This is a genomic window from Nocardia camponoti, assembly GCF_014646135.1.
GTDB classification, from domain to species: domain Bacteria; phylum Actinomycetota; class Actinomycetes; order Mycobacteriales; family Mycobacteriaceae; genus Nocardia; species Nocardia camponoti.
This window is the reverse complement of the sequence record NZ_BMMW01000005.1, coordinates 66,987-87,198: the sequence shown is the minus strand read 5'-3', so window position 1 is coordinate 87,198 and position 20,212 is coordinate 66,987. Positions and strand designations below refer to the sequence as shown.

17 protein-coding genes are annotated in these 20,212 nt (G+C 66.9%); 14 read left to right on the top strand and 3 right to left on the bottom strand.

The features are described 5' to 3' along the window. Positions 1 to 364 precede the first annotated feature (364 nt). From IEX78_RS24425 to IEX78_RS21440, 3 genes are all read right to left on the bottom strand, one after another. A complete protein-coding gene (locus IEX78_RS24425; RefSeq protein ID WP_229684209.1) occupies positions 365 to 1,426 on the bottom strand; it encodes a carotenoid biosynthesis protein in 1,062 nt (353 codons plus the stop codon). Between the two features lie 277 nt (positions 1,427 to 1,703). Continuing rightward, on the bottom strand, positions 1,704 to 3,266 hold the full coding sequence (locus tag IEX78_RS21445; protein ID WP_188830847.1) for a phytoene desaturase family protein: 1,563 nt from the start codon (positions 3,264 to 3,266) through the stop codon (positions 1,704 to 1,706). Then, entirely contained in the window at positions 3,263 to 3,886 is a 624-nt protein-coding gene (locus IEX78_RS21440) for a GNAT family N-acetyltransferase (RefSeq protein WP_188830846.1), read from the bottom strand. Before IEX78_RS21440 ends, IEX78_RS21445 begins: the two co-directional genes overlap by 4 nt. A gap of 101 nt (positions 3,887 to 3,987) precedes the next feature. Here IEX78_RS21440 and IEX78_RS21435 point away from each other — a divergent pair, with 101 nt between their 5' ends. From IEX78_RS21435 to IEX78_RS21370, 14 genes are all read left to right on the top strand, one after another. Beyond that, the gene (locus IEX78_RS21435) at positions 3,988 to 4,422 is read left to right on the top strand and encodes an SAV_6107 family HEPN domain-containing protein (protein ID WP_188830845.1); all 435 of its coding nucleotides are present in this window, start codon (positions 3,988 to 3,990) and stop codon (positions 4,420 to 4,422) included. A gap of 125 nt (positions 4,423 to 4,547) precedes the next feature. Further along, the gene (locus IEX78_RS21430; RefSeq protein WP_188830844.1) at positions 4,548 to 4,958 is read left to right on the top strand and encodes an SCO2097 family morphological protein; all 411 of its coding nucleotides are present in this window, start codon (positions 4,548 to 4,550) and stop codon (positions 4,956 to 4,958) included. Positions 4,959 to 5,325: 367 nt separating this feature from the next. Continuing rightward, positions 5,326 to 5,757 (top strand): division/cell wall cluster transcriptional repressor MraZ, encoded by a 432-nt coding sequence (gene mraZ / locus IEX78_RS21425; RefSeq protein ID WP_188830843.1) that lies wholly within the window; start codon positions 5,326 to 5,328, stop codon positions 5,755 to 5,757. 161 nt (positions 5,758 to 5,918) lie between these two features. Further along, positions 5,919 to 6,920, top strand: coding sequence for a 16S rRNA (cytosine(1402)-N(4))-methyltransferase RsmH (gene rsmH / locus IEX78_RS21420; protein ID WP_373291637.1), 1,002 nt, complete (start codon positions 5,919 to 5,921; stop codon positions 6,918 to 6,920). Then, positions 6,917 to 7,624, top strand: coding sequence for a cell division protein FtsL (gene ftsL, locus IEX78_RS21415; RefSeq protein ID WP_229684207.1), 708 nt, complete (start codon positions 6,917 to 6,919; stop codon positions 7,622 to 7,624). Before rsmH ends, ftsL begins: the two co-directional genes overlap by 4 nt. Next, a complete protein-coding gene (locus tag IEX78_RS21410; protein WP_188830842.1) occupies positions 7,621 to 9,510 on the top strand; it encodes a peptidoglycan D,D-transpeptidase FtsI family protein in 1,890 nt (629 codons plus the stop codon). Before ftsL ends, IEX78_RS21410 begins: the two co-directional genes overlap by 4 nt. Positions 9,511 to 9,591: 81 nt before the next feature. Beyond that, the gene (locus IEX78_RS21405; protein ID WP_188830841.1) at positions 9,592 to 11,304 is read left to right on the top strand and encodes a Mur ligase family protein; all 1,713 of its coding nucleotides are present in this window, start codon (positions 9,592 to 9,594) and stop codon (positions 11,302 to 11,304) included. Then, on the top strand, positions 11,301 to 12,791 hold the full coding sequence (locus tag IEX78_RS21400) for a UDP-N-acetylmuramoyl-tripeptide--D-alanyl-D-alanine ligase (protein WP_188830840.1): 1,491 nt from the start codon (positions 11,301 to 11,303) through the stop codon (positions 12,789 to 12,791). Before IEX78_RS21405 ends, IEX78_RS21400 begins: the two co-directional genes overlap by 4 nt. After that, positions 12,788 to 13,864, top strand: a complete 1,077-nt coding sequence (gene mraY / locus IEX78_RS21395; RefSeq protein WP_188830839.1) for a phospho-N-acetylmuramoyl-pentapeptide-transferase — start codon at positions 12,788 to 12,790, stop codon at positions 13,862 to 13,864. The genes IEX78_RS21400 and mraY overlap by 4 nt, the downstream gene beginning before the upstream one ends. Positions 13,865 to 13,913: 49 nt before the next feature. Further along, positions 13,914 to 15,362 carry a UDP-N-acetylmuramoyl-L-alanine--D-glutamate ligase gene (gene murD / locus IEX78_RS21390; RefSeq protein WP_188830942.1) on the top strand — a complete coding sequence of 483 codons (1,449 nt, stop codon included), beginning with the start codon at positions 13,914 to 13,916 and terminating at the stop codon, positions 15,360 to 15,362. Further along, positions 15,359 to 16,783: a putative lipid II flippase FtsW gene (ftsW, locus tag IEX78_RS21385; protein ID WP_188830838.1), complete on the top strand. Its 1,425-nt coding sequence runs from the start codon at positions 15,359 to 15,361 to the stop codon at positions 16,781 to 16,783. Before murD ends, ftsW begins: the two co-directional genes overlap by 4 nt. Continuing rightward, positions 16,780 to 17,910, top strand: a complete 1,131-nt coding sequence (gene murG, locus IEX78_RS21380) for an undecaprenyldiphospho-muramoylpentapeptide beta-N-acetylglucosaminyltransferase (protein ID WP_373291636.1) — start codon at positions 16,780 to 16,782, stop codon at positions 17,908 to 17,910. The genes ftsW and murG overlap by 4 nt, the downstream gene beginning before the upstream one ends. A gap of 17 nt (positions 17,911 to 17,927) precedes the next feature. Continuing rightward, complete coding sequence (gene murC, locus IEX78_RS21375) at positions 17,928 to 19,442, top strand: UDP-N-acetylmuramate--L-alanine ligase (RefSeq protein ID WP_188830940.1); 1,515 nt, start codon at positions 17,928 to 17,930, stop codon at positions 19,440 to 19,442. A gap of 8 nt (positions 19,443 to 19,450) precedes the next feature. Further along, a complete protein-coding gene (locus tag IEX78_RS21370) occupies positions 19,451 to 20,128 on the top strand; it encodes a cell division protein FtsQ/DivIB (protein WP_188830837.1) in 678 nt (225 codons plus the stop codon). Positions 20,129 to 20,212 lie beyond the last annotated feature (84 nt).

Genomic DNA, 20,212 nt, shown 5'->3' with positions numbered 1-20,212 from the left:
GAACCTCCACACCGCCGACGCGGGCAGCCCAAAGACACGGTGCTAGCCAGCTGACCCTGGTCCGCGCCGGGTACGTTCCCGCAGCCGAAGCACCATCGCGCCCCAATCGGTGCCGTTCCCACGAACCCCCACCGCCGACGCGGGCAGTCCGCGGCAAACCGCGTGTGCGAGCGTCGACCCGAGCATGACTCCTTGTCAGCGACCTCATTGACGGGCGCGAACTGGACGGACACCGTGGTCGCGCCGACCCGAGCGGGACTGTGCTCTTGCCCGTCGACGCTCCGTTGCACCCAGTCGACCCCGACACGAGCTGGGCGAGTCGCTGACTCGATCGCGGCGTCGCCCGTGCCCGCACGCACGGTCCCTAACCGGCAGTCTGTGGCCCGCGCCGGGCACGTTCCCGCAGTCGGTACACCAGCGCGCCCCCAATCGGTGCCATCCCTACGAACCCCCAGACCGCCGATGCGGGCAGTCCGAGGAACACCGCGTGTGCGAGCGTCGACCCGAGCCACGTCCAGAGCAGGACGGCGACGGGTACCGCGTCGTCGGCGAAAGGGCCGCTATTCGACCGTGGTCGTGCGAGTGCGAGGTGTGCGGCGGTGCCGCCCTGGTCGATCGGGTCGTTCGGTGCGCCAGCATCGATCTCGCCGGGTCCGGGTTCGCTCCGCGGCGGTGCGGTCGGTGACATCGATGCGCCAATACCGTTGCGACGGGCGTGATCGCCTGTCACGGGCACATCGAGCTGGGGTGGGCGCGCGGTCACAGCTACGGTGCGAGGGCGGGGGCCGAAGCGGTCAAGCAGCGTTAGCCCCACGCCCATGACGGTCGCAACCAATGCCCACCCGACGTAGTTCGTCAGCGGGATTTCCGGAAGACCGGGCAGGCCGTGCGACTGGTCCGCCCACGTCCACTGGCCGTCCGCGACCATCTGCGGGTCGAGGAAAAGGTCCCAGCCGACCGCGCTCACCGCGAACAGTGCGACCCGGCGCAACGGCCCAGTCGAGACCAACCCCGCGACGATCCAAATCGGGTACAGCCCACCGGTCCACGCCAGCGGAACCACGAGGGGCACGTCGGCGATGGCGGGCCCGAGTCGGCCGACCGCATAGGAGTACGCCCCGAACGGCACCCCCGTCCGCGTCCCGACAACCTCGGCAACGAACCCAAGCCCGGACACGATGACGAAAAATGAAGCGGCCCAAGCGAATCCGCGCGTGATCCAGGCATGCAGTAACGCGGTAAGCGCTGACAACCCGACGACCGCACAGGTAACCGCGTCCCGTGCGGCCCCGTCGGTGAGCGGATAGGCGATCTGCACCGCGACAAGCAAGAGCGCGGCCCCCGCAGGCAGCACCCGCACCGGCTCAGCCCGCAACCACGCCCGCACACCCCCGACGACCCGCCGCACCACGCTTCGAGCGCTCACCGAATACCGAGCCGCCAACTCACCGCGCACTGCCCGCACCTCGCATCGTCACAGCGTCCCCGTACAAAGGCAGCGCGCGGTCGTTCGACCTGCGCCCGGCCCAGCCAACACCTCCTGGCTGCCACGGCACCTGCGCGTCACCGCCCACGCTGAAACATCGACACGACCCGAGGGCGCTGCACCGATAATGGTCTGCCGCAACCACTTTCGACGGTGTGAGTGAGCGTGAGCTCGTCCGCCGAAGCGGCTCCGGCGCCTCCGCGACTCCCCACACCCCTCATCGGCGCAAAAACCTGCGCAACCCCCGCCCATCCGACAGCAACAGTTGCGCCGCGCTTCGGCCGCTCGCCCCCGACACCCCACCTCCCGGATGCGTCGACGCGCCCGTCAAATACAACCCCGGCGCGCCCGGGACCCGCTGGCTCGACAGTTCGGGCAATGGCCTCCACAGCATCATCTGGTCCAGCGACATCTCAACGTGCATCACGTTCCCGCCGCGCAACCCCATCTCGCGCTCCAAATCAACCGGCGTCTGCACGAATCGGTCGAGCACCGACGAGCTGAAGCCCGGAGCGAAGCGGTCGACCTCGCTGATGATCCGGTCCGCCTCGGCGTCTGCGTGCGAAGACCACGAACTTCCGTCAGCGAGCGCGTACGGATGCCACTGCGACCACAGCGACACCTGATGCCGTCCCGCTGGCGCGATCGACGGGTCGACCGCGCTGAAACTCATCGCCAACACCACCGGACGCGGCGGCAAGCAACCGCCCATCGCATTCCCATGCGCCAACCGCAAGTGCGCGCGGTCGGCAACTAAAAACTGCAAGCCGTGCGCTGACTCAGCGACCGACGCGTCGGGGTAGGCGGGCAACGCGTCCGTCGCCAACCGCACGACCATCCCGATCCCCGGCCCGACGCGAATCCGCCGCTGCCACTCGTCGAGCACCTCCGGCGCGAACCCACCGGCCCGCAGCAGGTCAAGCGTGGTGAGGATGTGCGAACCCGCGACAACCGCATCGGCGCGAATCTCTCGACCCGACTCGGTTCGTACCAGCCACTCATCGCCCACCGAAGAAAGCGCGGAAACCCCATCGCCGCAATGCAACTCACCACCGTCAGCACGCAACCGCGCGATCAGTGCCGCACTCAACGCCCCACTCCCGCCAACCGCCCGCCCGGGCGGCAACGTGTGCATCAACGCCGCGAACCCCACCATCGGCGCGGTCCCCGGCTCCGACATCGGCGGCCCCGACTGCGCCCCGAACCACGCGAGCGACGCCTTGAGTCGTTCGTCGTCGAAGTAACTGTCCAACAGCGCGTCGCCGGTTTGCAGAAACTCACGCGACAGCGCCGACCCACCCGCCGACGCGTCCAACCCCCAAAACGACCGCAACAATCGCCCAGGCGTCGGCGGCCCACCGAACGCCCGCATCACCCGCGCACTACGCGGCCCCCACAGCTCAACGAACCGGCGATACGCGTCAGCATCGCGCGCCCCACACGCCGCCTCGATCGACGCGCACGTCCGCGCGAGGTCGCGTTCGAAAACGATCGGTGGCGACACTCCGTCGCCCGGCGTGAACCCCCACGGATCACAGTCGAGGTAGCGCAACCCAAACCGCGCCAACCCCAGTTCCTCGATGATCCCGGTGTGGCGAACCATGATGTGCGCTGACGACCCACGATCGACGAGGTATCCGGGAAACCGCTCAACGGTCGACACCGCGCCGCCGGGCACGGTGTCGCGCTCCAACACCGTGACCCGCTTGCCAGCCTGAGCTAAATAACAGGCCGCGACCAGCGCGTTGTGCCCAGACCCAACGACAACAACCGAACTCACAGCACCCCGTCGAAGGGCAGGCGACGACCAAGAATCGCGAACGGCCGCGTGTCGCCCGCGAAGACGAAGTCGCGAATCACGTCAGTGAACCCAGCGCGGCGATACAACTTCCACGCCCGATTTTCTTCAGCGGGCACCTCGGGTGTCGACAGCAAAACGGCGGCTTCGGGCCGGTCGACAAGCAACCGCGCGAGCAGCGTCGCGCCGATCCCACGACCCTGCGCCGACGGATGCACATGCAGTTCGGTGAGCTCGAAATAGTCGGCGAGCAGGTCGCGCGCGGCACTGTCGGGCCAGCCGCAGCGTCGCATGCCGACCTGGACCTGCTGATGCCACCACTGCCGAGGCGCGCCCCGATATCCGTAGGCGATCGCGAGAATCGGGGAGCTACGCAGGTCAATCGCACCCGAATCGTCGGGCAGCATCGCCGCGACAGCGCGCCACCCCGCCCGGGTTGTGTGTTCGGTCCACATCGGCGCGCGATGGCGCTCGGTGCCGCGCGGATAGTCCATCGCGGCGACATAGACCGACAGGGCGTCGTGCATCCGAACGCGCAGCGCTGCGGCGCTCAGGTCGACGACGACCGGGGCGGGGGTGTGGTTGGGCTTGACGGCTGTCATCGCTCTCGTCGGAAACTTGTCGGTGGGTGCCTCTACATTGAAGCTCAATTCAAACGTTCGAATGATTGTTCGATCAGTGCGAGGGGTGAAAGGTGCGGTAGATGGCTGGACACGATGGGCGCGCGGGCGGATTACTTCGCCAAGCCGACGCTTTACTCACCGATTCGGCATGGGAAAACGAGCCAGGGGAGCGGTTGCGCACCGCCTACCTCGCCGCGTTGCGTGGCGCGGGCGCGATCATCGCGCTCGTGGGAGCTGACCAAGCTCCGCGCGCCCGATCACGCAGCGCGTGGGTGCTGCTGCGGCGCGCGCGCACCGAGTTCGCGATGTGGGCCGACTACTTCGAAGCCCATTCCCAGCTCCGTGCCGCGCTGGAAGCGGGTCTCGACCGTGGCGTAACGGCAGCCCAGGCCGACGAATTCTGCTCTCGGGTCGGCGCGTTTCTCTACGACGTCGACGACGCGCTTGCCGCGGCAGCCGTCAGACCTGCGCAGACGCCGCCGCTGCCAAGTCGCGACCGGGACATGACCGCTTAGTTATCACCGAGTAGGTGGTACGGCCACGATCGAACTCGTATCATGGGGAGCAGATAGCCGCCAAGGTCGGCTACCCGTCGCCTACCCGGAGGCGACCAGCCACGCCTAGTGCCGGGGGAGGTACCGTGCCACTCTCCGAGCACGAGCAGCGCATGCTCGAACAGATCGAGAGCGCTCTCTATGCTGAGGACCCGAAGTTCGCCTCGTCTGTTCGCGGCGGACGTCTCCGTTCTACGTCGTCGAGACGCAGACTGCAGGCGGCGGCGTTGTTCGTCGTCGGCCTTGTCTTGCTCATCGCCGGCATCGCCCTGCCCGTGCGGCTCGGCGGTGAATTCCCGATTATCAGCCTGTTCGGCTTCATCGCGATGTTCGGTGCTGGCGTCTTGCTGATGGTCGGCACTGTGCATCGGCCCGGCCGCGCGGGTGCGTCCGCGTCGGCCGGTGGCGCCCAGGCGCGTGGCAGTGCGCCGCGCAAGTCGGGCGGCTTCTCCTCGCGCATGGAAGACCGTTTCCGGCGCAGGTTCGAACAGGAATAGCTCGTCTGTAGCTCAGCTCTTCGTTGAACCGAAGGCGGCGTCGCACCCACCGCGGGTGCGACGCCGCCTTCACTCGTCTGTGCCCACCCACCTAGGGCACGCGCCCCACTCGCCGCGCAAAAACGCGTCCGAAATACCCGCTGTTAGCTGAACGTTGTCGGGACACGCGCTAGGCGACCCGCGCGGGTCGCTTAAACACGCGATTGCGTTGGCTCTGATTGATAGCTGACATGACCTGCGGAATTGTCTTGTCGGGGAGCAGGATCACCCAGGGTTTCGATTGAAAGTGGGGGAAAGTGGGGTAATGTGGGGCGCGCACTACAGGAGAGGCCGTACGGCGAGGTAATCCAGTAGGGAGGTGGCCGGGATGTTTCTCGGTACATACACCCCTCGATTGGACGACAAAGGGCGATTGACGTTGCCTGCGAAGTTTCGAGACGATCTGGCGGGAGGGTTGATGGTCACGAAGGGTCAAGACCACAGCCTGGCCGTGTATCCGCGAGAAGAGTTCACCGCGCTCGCGCGGCGGGCAGCGGCAGCGTCGCGAACCAATCCCAAGGCAAGGGCTTTCGTTCGCGCACTCGCGGCGGGCACTGACGAACAGCGTCCAGACGCGCAGGGCCGGATCGTTTTGTCGGCAGACCATCGTCGCTACGCCAATCTGTCGAAGGATTGCGTGGTCGTGGGTTCGGTTGACTTCCTTGAGATTTGGGATAAGGCGGCGTGGGATAGCTACCTCGCCGAGCACGAGGAGGATTACGCGCAAGCCGGAGATGATTCGCTGGGCGGGATCTTCTAGCCGCGAGCACCGCGAGTGCAGCGAGGCCTCTGCCCGGGCGTGGACCCTGACGTACTTCCCCGACGCCAGGTGCCGCGCATCGGACAGAGACCTCGAAGCATTCGCCCCGATGACATAACGGCGATTTTCCACGCAGTACAGCTATCTTCTGGGAGGTTGAGGTGAAAGATCATGGCACCGACAACCCCCGCCATGTTCCGGTGCTGTTGGGGCGCGCCGATGAGCTTCTCGGGCCCGCGTTAACGGAACCGGGTGCCGTATATCTGGATTGCACACTGGGTTTGGGCGGCCACGCCGAACATTTCTTGCGCACCTATCCCGAGCTGAGGCTCGTTGGCCTCGATCGCGATACCACCGCGCTCAAACTCGCTGGTGAACGCCTCGCGCCGTATGGCGACCGCGTCACCCTCGTACACACCCGCTACGACGGCATCGCCGACGCCCTCGACGAAGCGGGGCTCGCCGAAACAGGTTCCGTCTCGGGCATTCTCATGGACCTCGGCGTTTCCTCGATGCAGCTCGACGAAGCTGATCGCGGCTTCGCCTACTCCATCGACGCGCCGCTCGACATGCGCATGGACCCCACCACCGGCATCACCGCGGCCGACGTACTCAACACCTACGGCCACGGCGACCTCGCGCGCATCCTGAAAACCTATGGCGACGAACGCTTCGCGGGCAAAATCGCCTCCGAGGTGCTGCGGCGTCGCGCGGTGAAACCGTTCACGACGAGCGCCGAGCTGGTCGACGTGCTGTACGCGACGATCCCGGCCGCCGCGCGTCGCACCGGCGGCCATCCCGCCAAGCGCACGTTCCAGGCGTTGCGGGTTGAGGTCAACGGCGAACTCGATTCCCTCGCCGCCGCCCTGCCCGCCGCGCTCAACTCGCTGCGTATCGGCGGGCGGATCGTGGTCATGTCCTACCAATCACTAGAGGATCGGCTGGTCAAACAGGAGTTCGCGCCACGCATCGTGTCGCGTTCCCCGCTCGACCTGCCGGTCGAATTGCCTGGGATGGGACCGGAATTCCGGATGCTCACCCGGGGCGCGGAAAAGGCGACCGAAGTCGAAATCGAGGAAAATCCTCGAGCAACTCCGGTGCGAATGCGCGCGGCCGAACGGATCGCGCCAGGGTCAACAACGACGCTGGAGGGGCAACGATGAGCACATCGAAAGGTGCCGTCGCTCTCGCCGAACCACAGGTCCGGCGTGCGGAGACGACCGATAAAACCAAATCTGGTGCGGCCCAACGGGCTTACGCGCGGCGCCGCACCCGCGAGCAACTGCTCGACGGCATTCCGGTGCCGCCGGTCACGTCGAAGATGGCGGGGCGTATCCCGTTCGTCGCGGCGATCATCGGCCTGCTCGGCTGCGGTCTCGCGTTGACGTTGCTGCTCACCACTCGTGCCGCCGAAGACAGCTACCAGCTCGGCGACGCGCGCGCGGTCAACCGCAAGCTCGCCGACGAGCGCGCCGCACTGCAGCGCGAGGTTGCCACAGCCGACTCGGCACCGGAATTAGCTTCGCGCGCACGTGAATTGGGCATGATCCCGGCGAAAGACCCGGCGCGCTTGGTGATTGGGCCAACCGGCGAGATCACCGTGATCGGTACGCCGAGTGCTGCGCAAGGCGCTCCGGTGCCACCGCTGAACGGCCCGCTCACCCCAACGCCGAGTGCTGGTCTGCCGCAAGGCGAACGGGTTGTCCCGGTCCAGCCGGGCGGTGCCGCGGTGAGCCCCGCGTCGCCGAACGGTGGGCTCAGCAGCAGTGGTGCCACGGTGCCGAACGCGCAAGCCACGATCCCGCCAACCACCGGTCATGCGGTCACCGAAACGCCGCGTCCTGATGTGGCGGCGAGCGGACGGTGAGGCAAAGCGGGTCGTCGCCGCGTAAGCGACGCGCGCCGGGTAGTTCGGCCAGCTCGGCGCGTCGTCGCGCGCAGTTAGGTGGCGACCGGCCCATTCGGCGCAGGTTGAGCATCGGCAAGGGCACGCTCCTGATCGCGCTTGGTGTGGTCGCGGTGCAGTTGCTTTATGTCCAAAGCATCGCTGCTCCTGGGCTTTCCGCGCAGGCGGCGTCGCAACGCACAACCAAAGAGACCGAGTCAGCGGTGCGCGGCCCGATCACCGACCGCAACGGCAACCGTCTCGCGTTCACCATCACCGCGAAAGCGCTGACGTTCCAACCAGTTCGGGTGCGACAGCAATTGGCCGAAGCGCGCAAAGCCGACCCGTCGGCACCCGACCCGGACCAGCGGATCAAAGACATCGCCGAGTTCGTGCACAACAAACTCGGCCCCACTGGCCCGAAAACAGAAGAGCTGCTTGAAAAACTGCGCAGCGACAAACCGTTCGTCTACTTGGCGCGCAATGTTGATCCGCGCATCGCGAACGAGGTCACCGCGAAGTTCTCGCAGGTCGGTGCCGAGCGTCAGGACCTGCGCGAATACCCCGGCGGGGCGTTGGCGGCCAACGTGGTTGGCGCGACGGGCTGGGATGGGCGCGGCAAGATCGGGCTCGAATCTTCGCTCGACTCGGTGCTCGCTGGCACCGACGGGTCGCGCACCTACGACCGTGGTTCCGACGGGGCCGTGATCCCCGGCAGCTACCGCGACCAGGAGCCCGCCGTCAACGGTCACGGTGTCGAACTCACCCTCGACGAAGACCTGCAGTACTTCGTGCAGCAGCAGGTGCAGCAGGCCAAGCAGGCTTCCGGCGCGGCGTCGGCGTCGGCGGTTGTGCTCGACGCGAAGACCGGTCAGGTGCTCGCGATGGCCAATGACAACACGTTCAATCCCGCACTGGGCCCGGCCAATTGGGCCTCAGCCGACATGAGCAACCCGTCGATCACCGAGCCCTTCGAACCGGGTTCGGTGAACAAGATCGTCACTGCCGCCGCCGCGATCGAGTACGGCGTCACCAACGCCGACGAGGTGCTGCAAGTTCCAGGGTCGATTCGGATGTCGGGCGTCACCGTCAACGACGCGTGGACCCATGACGTCGCGCCCTACACCACCACCGGCGTGTTCGGAAAGTCTTCTAACGTCGGCACCTTGATGCTCGCGCAGCGCGTTGGCGAAGATCGGTTTGCCGACATGATCGACCGATTCGGGCTCGGCAAAAACACCGGCATCGGGCTGCCCGGCGAAAGCCCGGGGCAGGTACCAACGCGCGCGGAGTGGTCGGGCGGCACCTTCGCCAATCTGCCGATCGGACAAGGTCTTTCGATGACCACGCTGCAGATGACGGGCATGTACCAGGCCATCGCCAACGACGGCCTGCGCATCCCGCCGCGCATCGTGAAAGCCCGCGTCGCTCCCGACGGCACGCGCAGCGAGGAACTCCAACCCGACGGTGTGCGGGTCGTGAGCCCGCAAACCGCGCAAACATTGCGCACGATCTTCCAATCGACCGTGCAAAAAGACCCGATGGGCGTGCAGTCGGGCACCGGCGCGCCCGCCGCGATCGAGGGGTACCAGGTTGCCGGCAAAACCGGCACCGCGCAGAAGGTCGACCCAGCGTGCCGCTGCTATTCGACCTCGTCGTACTACATCACCTTCGCCGGGATGGCACCCGCCGACAACCCGCGCTACGTAATCGGCATGATGCTCGACGCGCCGGTGCGCAGCTCCGATGGCAGTGGCGGCCAGTCGGCAGCACCGCTGTTCCACACCATCGCCTCATGGGCGCTGCAACGCGACCGCGTTCCGCCGTCGCCGGAGCCGAAACAGTTTGTTCTGGAGGCCGGGCTCTGATCGACCACCGCCGTGTCGGTAACCTGACTCGTCGTCTCGCCCCCGTGCTCGACCACGCTCGACCTTTCCGAAAGGAGCCCTGTGCCCGAGCAGCAAAGCCCGCAAGCGCTCCGGCCCGACCGTGCCCCGTCGGTGCCGCTGCAGGCCCTGCTTGACCTCACCGGTGCCACTCTTCTGGGGTCACCGAACGTCAACGTGACCGGCATCGAACAGCGCTCGTCGGCGGTGCGGCAAGGCGACCTGTTCGCCGCGCTGCCCGGAGCCAATGCCCACGGCGCGCGCTTCACCGCCGACGCCATCGCGCGCGGCGCGGTCGCGGTGTACACCGACGCGGCCGGTGCCGATCAGATCGGCGACGTCGACGTGCCCGTGCTGATTGTCGACGCGGCCCGCGCGCAGCTTGGCGAGCTTTCGGCCGAGATCTATGGCCACCCAAGTGACAAGCTCACGATCATCGGGATCACCGGCACCTCGGGTAAAACAACAACGTCGTACCTGGTTGAAGCCGGTTTGCAGGCCGCCGGCCTGTCGACCGGGCTCATCGGCACGATCGAAACCCGCATCGGCGGCCGTCGCGTGCCGAGCGCGCTCACCACTCCCGAAGCGCCGCAGTTGCACGCGATGTTCGCCGCGATGGTGGAACAGGGCGTCGACGCGGTCGTGATGGAGGTGTCGAGCCACGCGCTCGCATTGGGCCGCGTTGACGGTGTGCGCTTCGCGGTCGGCGCGTTCACGAACCTGTCGCAGGACCACCTGGATTTCCACGCCGACTTCGAAGACTACTTCGCCGCGAAACGCCTGCTCTTCGACGCGAATTCGCCCGTCGCGGCCCGCACGTCGGTAATTTGCGTCGACGACGCATGGGGCAAGCGCCTCGCATCCGACCTGGCCGCCCAGGCGCAGGCGACGACCACCGCAGCCGAGCTGGCCGCGCAGGCGGCCGCAGCCGACCTCGGCTCCGAACCGCACACGCAGGCGACTGACGCCGACAACCAGCGCACCGACCGCTCAGCGCCGATAACGGTGTCCACCACCGGCGACGCCGCCAGCTGGCACCTCATCGGCGACATCAAAACCGCTGGTGGCGAGCAGGAATTCACCGCCCGGACGCCGCACGACACCGAACTCCCGGTCCGCCTGCGGCTTCCCGGCCGCTACAACGTCGCCAACGCCCTGCTCGCCGTCGCCACCTGCGCGGCAGCCGGCGTCGACCCCGCGACGGCCGCGCCCGCCCTTGCCACCGTCGACGTCCCCGGCCGCATGCAGCGCGTCGAGCGCGGGCAAGACTTCCTCGCCGTTGTTGACTACGCGCACAAACCCGCCGCCGTCGAATCGGTCGTCGCGACCCTGCGTGGTCACCTCACCGAAGCCGGGAGCGGCCGACTCGCCGTGATCGTCGGCGCTGGCGGCGACCGTGACGCGGCCAAACGCCCGCTCATGGGTGCCGCCGCCGCACGCGAAGCCGACCTCGTGATCGTCACCGACGACAACCCGCGCAGCGAAGACCCGGCCGCCATCCGCGCCGCCGTCGCCGCTGGCGCGCTCGCGCTGCCCACCGACCATCGCGCCGAAATCCGCGAAATCGGCGACCGCGCCGACGCCATCGCCGCCGCGCTCGCCTGGGCGCGCACCGGCGACGTCGTGCTCGTCGCGGGTAAGGGCCACGAATCAGGACAAGAGGTCAACGGGGTCAAGCAGCCCTTCGACGACCGGGAAGTGCTCGCGCGCCACCTGGATTCCCTACTCGCACAACAAAGTCCGGCAACGGACTCGGAGGACTTGACGGTCTCATGATCGAGATGACACTGCGGGAAATCGCGGACGCGTGCGGGGGCACCCTGCATGACGTCCCCGACGCGCAGGCAACCGTGACCGGTTCGGTCGAATTCGATTCGCGCCGAGTGGGTCCCGGTGATCTGTTCCTCGCCCTGCCCGGCGCGAACGCCGACGGCCATGACCACGCCGCCGCCGCTGTTGCCGCTGGCGCGGTCGCGGTGCTCGCCGCTCGGCCCGTCGGGGTGCCCGCGATCGTCGTTCCGCCGCTCGGTGCCACCGAAAGTGCCGCGCTCGCCCTGTCGAACGACACGGACGGTTCCGGTGCCGCCGTGCTCAAGGCCCTCGCGGAAATCGCTCGGATCAGCACCGAAAAGCTCAGTGCGACAAATGGACTCACGGTTGTCGGGGTCACCGGTTCGTCGGGCAAGACGTCGACCAAAGACCTCATCGCTGCCGTGTTGAGTCCGCTCGGGCCCACTGTCGCGCCGCCCGGTTCGTTCAACAACGAACTCGGCCACCCGTGGACTGCCCTGCGCGCCGACCCCGAAACCAAGTTCCTCGCACTCGAACTGTCGGCGCGCGGCGTCGGCCACGTCGCCGAACTCGCGCGCATCGCACCGCCGCGCATCGGCGTCGTGCTCAACGTCGGCACCGCCCACCTCGGCGAATTCGGTAGCCGCGACGCGATCGCGCAAGCCAAGGGCGAACTCGTCGAATCCCTGCCCGAAGACGGCCTCGCCGTCCTCAACGCCGACGACTACCGCGTCGCGGCGATGGCATCGCGGACCAAAGCGCGGGTCGTCACCGTGGGGCTGTCGACCGAGGCTGACATTCGCGCGACCGACGTCCACATGGACGGCCAGGCGCGCGCCAGCTTCACCCTGCACGCCAATGGCGAATCGATGCCCGTCCAGCTCGCTGTCCACGGTGAACACCAGGTGGGCAACGCGCTGTCGGCCGCCGCTGTCGCGCTCGAATGCGGTGCCACCCTCGCGGCGGTCGCCCAGGCGCTCGAAGGTGCGAACGCCGCGTCGGCCCGTCGCATGGATGTGCGGACCACCGCCAACGGCGTCACCGTCATCAACGACTCCTACAACGCCAACCCCGACTCGATGCGTGCGGCGCTGAAAGCGCTTGTGACACTGGCGAAGTCGGGCGGCGAGCCGCGCCGCAGCTGGGCGGTGCTCGGCGAAATGGGCGAACTCGGCGACACGTCGGTCATCGAACACGACGCGATTGGTCGACTTGCCGTTCGCCTCGACGTCGACCGACTGATCGTGATCGGCGACGGACGACCCTCCCACGGCTTACACCAGGGAGCGGTAATGGAAGGCTCATGGGGCGAGGAATCGATTCTCGTGCCCGATATCGAAGCGGCGATCGCGCTGCTTGACGACGAGATCGCGGCAGGCGATGTGGTACTGGTCAAGGCGTCGAAGTCAGTTGGTCTGTGGACCGTGGCTGAGCATTTGATCGGGGCAGGGGAAGGTAAGACGCAGTCGTGAGGCAAATTCTCTTCGCAGCCGGAATCGCGATGGCGGTGTCAATTCTGTTGACGCCGTTGCTGATTCGGTTGTTCGCCAAGCAGGGTTTCGGGCAGGAAATCCGCGTCGATGGGCCAGCGAGCCACCAGGCTAAGCGCGGCACCCCGACGATGGGTGGCGTCGCGATCTTGATCGGCATGTGGGCCGGCTATCTCGGTTCGCACCTGATTGGCATCGGTTACGACGCGGAAGGACCGACCGCATCGGGCCTGCTCGTGCTCGGCCTCACCACCGCGCTCGGCGTTGTCGGCTTCCTCGACGACTTCATCAAGCTGCGCAAGCAGCGCAACCTTGGCCTCACCGCGGCAGGCAAATACATCGGCCAAACTGCCGCCGCCGTGATTTTCGCGGTGCTTGCCTTGCAGTTCCGCAACCCGAGCGGGCTCACCCCGGCAAGCAAGCACATCTCGTACGTGCGTGACTGGAACACCGTGTCGATGGGCGCGATCGTGTTCGTCATCGTCGTGCTGCTGCTGGTGATCGCCTGGTCGAACGCGGTGAACCTCACCGACGGCCTTGACGGTCTCGCCGCCGGTTCGATGAGCATGCTGCTCGGCGCGTACGTGATCATCACCTTCTGGCAGTACCGCAATTCGTGCGTCACCAGCCCCGAAGCTGGTTGCTACGACGTGCGCGACCCGCTCGACCTCGCGCTGGTTTGCGCGGCGGCGGGCGCGGCGTGCATCGGCTTCCTCTGGTGGAACGCCGCCCCGGCCAAGATCTTCATGGGCGACACCGGTTCGCTCGCGCTCGGCGGTCTGATCGCTGGTATCTCGATCGTCACCCGCACCGAACTGCTGATGGCCGTGATCGGCGCGCTGTTCGTCGCTGAGGCGGCGTCGGTTGTCCTGCAGGTCGTCGTGTTCCGCACCACGCGCAACCGCCTGTTCAAGATGGCACCGTTCCACCACCACTTCGAACTGAGTAAGTGGGCGGAAACGACCGTCATCATCCGATTCTGGATTCTCGCTGGCATCTCCGCCGCCGTCGGTCTTGGGCTGTTCTACAGCGAATACCTCTCACAGGTCGGGTGAGTGCGTCATGGTCGAACACAACCCGCGCATCGTGCGCTCGCCCGGTCCCATGCTCGAATTCCTGCGTGGCCGTGACGTTCTCGTCGCTGGCTGGGGTGTTTCGGGTCGCTCGCTGATCCAACCGTTGCGCGACATCGGCGCGCGTCCTGTCGTCACCGACGGTGGCGCGAAGGCACTCGCCGAAGCGGCCGAGCTTGGCTTGGAAGTCGCGACGAGTGTCGAACTGGAATCGGCCGACCTGAGCCGCTTCGCCCTCGTCATCACCAGCCCCGGCTGGCGACCCGACTCGCCCGTGCTCGTCTCGGCGGTCACCGAGGGCATCCCGGTGTGGGGCGACGTCGAATTCGCCTGGTGGGTCGACCAAGCCCGCATCTACGGGCCGGTGCGCAAGTGGCTTGTCGTCACCGGAACCAACGGCAAAACGACGACAACGCAGATGACGCACGCGATCTTGCGCGCCGCGGGCATCAGCAGTGTCGCCTGCGGCAACATCGGGCTGCCGATTCTCGACGCGTTGCGGCGCAATCCGGGCCCGCAGATCCTCGCTGTCGAGCTGTCGTCGTTCCAATTGCATTGGGCCCCTTCGGTTCGCCCCGAAGCGGGTGTCGTGCTTAACGTCGCCGAAGATCACCTCGACTGGCACGGCGGCCTCGACGCTTACGCCGCCGCTAAGGCGCGCGCGCTCACCGGCCGCATCGGCGTTGTCGGGCTCGACGACCCCATCGCGCGCAGCCTCGCTCGAAAAGCGAAGGCGCGCAGGACAGTTGGTTTCCGTATCGGCGTTCCCGCCGACGGCGAACTGGGCGTTGTCGACGGCAAGCTGCTCGACCGCGCGTTCACCAAGGCCGCGATCCTCGCCGACACCACCGACATCAGCCCGCAGGGACCGGCCGGTATCGCTGACGCGCTCGCGGCGTCGGCGCTCACCCGCGCCATCGACGTCGCCCCGCAGTTCATCAAAGAAGGGCTCGTCGAACACAAGGTTGGCCCGCACCGCGCCGCCTTCGTGCGCGAGGTGCGCGGCGTCGTCTTCATCGACGACTCCAAGGCAACCAATCCGCACGCCGCGCGCGCGTCGATCCTGGGCCACCCGCAGGTCGTCTGGGTCGCGGGCGGTCTACTCAAGGGCGCGAGCGTCGATGAGCTGATCGAAGAAGTCGGCGAACGACTCGTCGGCGCGGTCCTTTTCGGTGCCGACGCGCCCATCATCGCGGCCGCGTTGGCGCGACACGCGCCCGAAGTCCCGGTCATCGAGCTTGATGCGGGAGACGATGCCGACATGAACAACGATGTCGACACCTCCCGATCAGCGCGCGCTGACGCGATCATGGGCCGCGCGGTGCGTGCCGCCGCTGGTCTCGCGGGGCCCGGCGACACGGTGTTGCTCGCTCCCGCTGCGGCTTCGCTGGATATGTACGACGATTACACCCACCGCGGTCGATGCTTCGTCGACGCGGTGACGGCACTGGAAGATGGTGACATCGGGCGGGCGTTGTGACAGAAAAGGCGCGGACGAACTGGGCAGGTGAGCGTTTCGGCGCGTGGCTTGCCCGCCCGCTCGCGTCGTTTCACCTGATCGTCACGATCGCCACGCTGCTCACCGTCCTCGGGCTCGTCATGGTGCTGTCAGCATCGAGCGTCGAGTCGTACGCGGGTGGTGGGTCGGCGTACACGCTGTTCGTGCAGCAGGCGATGTTCGCGGCACTGGGCGCGGTCGCGTTCTATATCGCGCTCCGGCTGCCCCTTCGACTTGTTCGCCAGTGGTCGTTCCCGATCTTCTTCGCCTCCGTTGTCGCGCTGCTGCTCGTGCTGATTCCCGGCATCGGCGCGGTCCACGGCGGCGCGCGGCGCTGGTTCGACATTGGGCCGCTGTCGATTCAGCCGTCCGAGGTCGTCAAGGTCACGCTGGTCGTGTGGGGCGCGCACCTGCTCGCCACCCGACGCGGCGCGCCGCTCAAAGACATCCTCGTCCCTGTCCTGCCCGCCGGCCTGCTCGTGTGCCTGCTCGTCATTCTCGAACCGAACCTGTCGACCACGATCGCGCTCGGCGTTGTGCTGATGGCGCTGCTGTGGTTTGGCGGGTTACCGTGGAAGATCTTCGCGGGCGCGATGATCACCGGCATGATCGCGGCAATGGTGCTCGCGCTGTCGGCGGGGTATCGCTCTGACCGCATGCGCGCGTTCTTCAATCCCGGCGACGACCCGCAGGGCATCAATTACCAAGCGCGCCAAGCGAAATACTCACTCGCCGACGGTGGCATTTGGGGACGCGGGCTCGGCCAGAGTCGCGCGAAGTGGAGTTACCTGCCCAACTCCCACAACGACTTCATCTTCGCCATCATCGGCGAGGAACTCGGCTTCCTCGGCTGCATGCTCGTGCTCGCGCTCTTCGCGATGTTCGCCTATACCGGCATTCGCATCGCATTGCGGTCCAACGACCCGTTCCTTCGCCTGCTCACCGCGACCGCGACCACCTGGATCACCGCGCAGGCGTTGATCAATATCGGCTACGTCGTCGGGTTGCTGCCGGTCACCGGCTTGCAGTTGCCGCTCGTTTCGGCCGGTGGCTCTTCGCTCGCCATCACGCTTTTCATGTTCGGCCTCATCGCTAGCGCGGCGCGACACGAACCCGAAGCGGTCGCCGCGCTGCAAGCGGGCCAGGACGGCAGACTGTCGCGCCTGTTGCGGCTGCCCGTTCCCGACCTCTACATCCCGGGCAAAGCCGACGCGCCACGCAAGGCGGCACCGGCCAAAGCCAAGCCGAAACCCAAACCTAAGCCCGCAGCGCGCCGCGAAGCGCAACCGCAACCCCGTCGCCGCGCGCCGCAGGGACGCGGCGCGTCGTCGTTACGCTCGACTCGAGCATGGGAACCGACCTATCCCATGCCACATCCGAAAGAACGAGGTAGATCCAGGTGAGTCACCCGAAGTCCGAACGGAACGGGTTGTCGGTGATCGTCGCGGGCGGCGGTACCGCGGGACACATCGAACCCGCGTTGGCGGTGGCCGACGCGTTGCGCGCGCTCGACGATTCGATTCAGGTCACCGCGCTTGGCACTGAGCGTGGCCTCGAAACTAAGCTGGTGCCCGACCGTGGGTACCCGCTCGCGCTGATTCCACCAGTGCCGTTGCCGCGCAAGCTGTCCGCTGATCTGCTGCGACTGCCCGCGAAGGTGCGGGCGTCGGTGAAGGCGACGCGCAAGGTCATCGACGACACCGACGCCGACGTGATCATCGGTTTCGGCGGTTACGTTTCGCTGCCCGCCTACCTCGCCGCGCGCGGGGGAGTGTTCGGACGCAAACGTCGGGTGCCGGTTGTGGTGCATGAGGCGAACGCGAAGGCCGGGATCGCGAACAAGGTTGGCGCGCGGTTGGCCGCGAAAGTGCTTGCCGCCGTTCCTGATTCGGGGCTGCCGGACGCGCAGATCGTGGGAATTCCGGTGCGCGCGTCGATCACCGGACTCGATCGGGCCGGGTTGCGCGCCGAAGCGCGTGCGCATTTCGGGCTGCCCGCCGAAGGGCCTGTCCTGCTGGTTACCGGTGGTTCGCAGGGCGCGCGGAGTCTCAACGAGGCCGTGTCGGGCGCGGCGACACAGTTGGTGAGCGCTGGCGTTTCGGTGCTGCACGCGCACGGTCCGAAGAACACCGTCGAATTGGATCCCGGTGTCAATGACGGGACAGCGAAATATATTGCCGTTCCCTATCTTTCGCGCATGGACCTTGCCTACGCCGCCGCCGACGCGACGGTGTGCCGGTCCGGTGCGATGACCGTCGCCGAAGTGTCGGCGGTCGGCTTGCCCGCCTTTTACGTGCCGCTGCCGCATGGCAACGGTGAGCAGGAATTCAACGCGCGTCCGGTGGTGTCACAGGGCGGTGGCACAATTGTCGCTGACGCTGACCTGACCCCGAAATACGTGATTGACGAGGTGATTCCGCTGCTGCTCGACCCGCCCCGACTTGACAAGATGAGCCGTGCCGCGGCGGGCGCGGGCCACCGCGACGCCGCCAACACGGTCGCCCGCATCGTTGTTGAGACCGCTCGATGAGCGCACCCGAATCGGGCATGCCCATCGACCGCCCCGAAATCGAACTCGGTGGCACCACCGAATCCGGCCTGCCACCCGAGCTGGAACGCGTCCACATGGTCGGCATCGGCGGTGCTGGCATGTCGGGCATCGCGCGCATTCTGCTGTCGCGCGGCGGTGCGGTCTCCGGGTCGGACGCACGCGAGAGTCGCGGGGTGCTTTCCCTGCGGGCACGCGGCGCGCAAGTGCGCATCGGGCATGCCGCCGAAGCGCTCGACCTGCTGCCCGGCGGGCCAACGGCCGTGGTCACCACGTACGCGGCCATTCCCAAGACCAATCCTGAACTGGTCGAAGCACATCGGCGCGACATCCCGGTTTTGCTTCGGCCAACCGTGCTCGCCGCGCTGATGCGCGGGCACAACACCCTGTTGGTTTCGGGGACGCACGGCAAGACGTCAACCACGTCGATGCTCATCGTCACGTTGCAGCACTGCGGCGTCGATCCGTCATTCGCGGTCGGTGGCGAGCTGAATGAGTCGGGCACCAACGCCCATCACGGCACCGGCAAGACCTTCGTTGCCGAAGCCGATGAGTCGGATGGGTCGCTGCTGCAATACGACCCCGACGTCGCGGTGGTCACCAATATCGAATCCGATCACCTCGATTACTTCGGCACCGACGAGGCCTACACACAGGTGTTCGACGACTTCGCCGATCGGCTTGCGCCCGGCGGCCTGCTCGTCGTGTGCCTCGACGACCCGGGTTCGCGCGCGTTCGCCGAACGCGTCGCCCCGCGTCTGCATGAGCGCGGCGTCGGCGTCGCTGGCTACGGTTCCGGCGAATTCGGCGACGCGGCCGTTCCGGTCAGTGCGCGCCTTGTCGATTGGCAGCCGCGCGACGTCGGCGGGATCATGGAGTTCCAGCTCGCTGGCGAAGCCGCCACTCGCACGTTGAAACTGTCGGTGCCGGGCAGGCATATGGCACTCAACGCGCTCGCGGCCTTGCTCGCCGCTCGGGCCACCGGCGCGGACATCGACGAGATCATCGCTGGTCTCGAAGGATTCGGCGGCGTGCATCGGCGCTTCCAATTCACCGGTCGAGAAAACGGGGTGCGCGTCTTCGACGATTACGCCCACCATCCCACCGAGGTGCGCGCGGTGCTGGAAGCGGCCGCGCAGTTGGTCGCCCAGGACGCACGCGAACACGGTCGGGCTAAGCGCGGCAACGTGATCGTTGTTTTCCAGCCGCATCTTTACAGTCGCACTGCCACATTCGCCGCCGAGTTCGGTGAGGCGCTGAGTCTGGCCGACCAGGTGGTCGTTCTCGACGTGTACGGGGCGCGGGAAGAGCCGCTGCCGGGCGTCAACGGCGCGTTGGTCGCGCAGGCCGTCACCAAACCCGTGCACTACCAGCCGGATATGTCGAAGGTCGGCAGGCAGGTCGCCGGTCTCGCCGAGCCGGGCGACATCGTCATCACGATGGGCGCGGGCGACGTCACGATGCTCGGTGGCCAAATTCTCGACGGCCTACGCGCGCGCCCACAGGGTCGATGAGATTGCCGATGCCCGCCGCGCGCGGGTGGCGCGGTTATCGGTTGTGGAGTGCGGTCGCGGTTGTCGTTGTCGCGGGATTGGCCGCTGCGGCGTGGTTTACCCCGGTGCTTTCGGTGCGCAGCGTGCGCGTCGACGGATTGGCGGCCGTCCCCGAGAATGAGGTCATCGCGAAACTCGAAATCCCCGATGGTCGTTCGATGCTGCGTATCGATACCGAGGCCATCGCGGGCAGGGTCGCGACAATTCCCAAGGTGCGTTCGGTTCGGGTGCAGCGCAGTTTTCCGTCGTCGGTTCGAGTGAGTGTTGTCGAACGAACTCCGGTGCTGTACTTCGATTCTCCGCAGGGCGCCCATCTTGTTGACTCCGAAAGCGTGGAATTCGCGATCGAGCCAAATCCACCGATCGGAATTCCGAAATTGGTCACCGAGCATCCGGCGGGCACTGATCCAGTCACCGCGGCAGCCGCCAAAGTGCTGGTCACATTGCCCCCCGCGCTGCTGATTCAGGTGGACGAGGTTGCCGCACGGTCGATTTCGGACGTCTCACTTACCCTTCGCGACGGAAGACAGGTACTGTGGGGCGGCACAGGCGATAATGAGCGCAAAGCCGCTGTCGTATTGCCGCTGCTAACCCGTGAGGGGACTGTATTCGACGTCTCTAGTCCGAATCTGGTCACGGTAAAGTGAGCGCCACTGCCATGGCAACAAGATTCTCACCTCCCTTCTCGGCGCGCCTGCGCCGGGATCGCGGTGGCTGCGAATAGCGTTCCG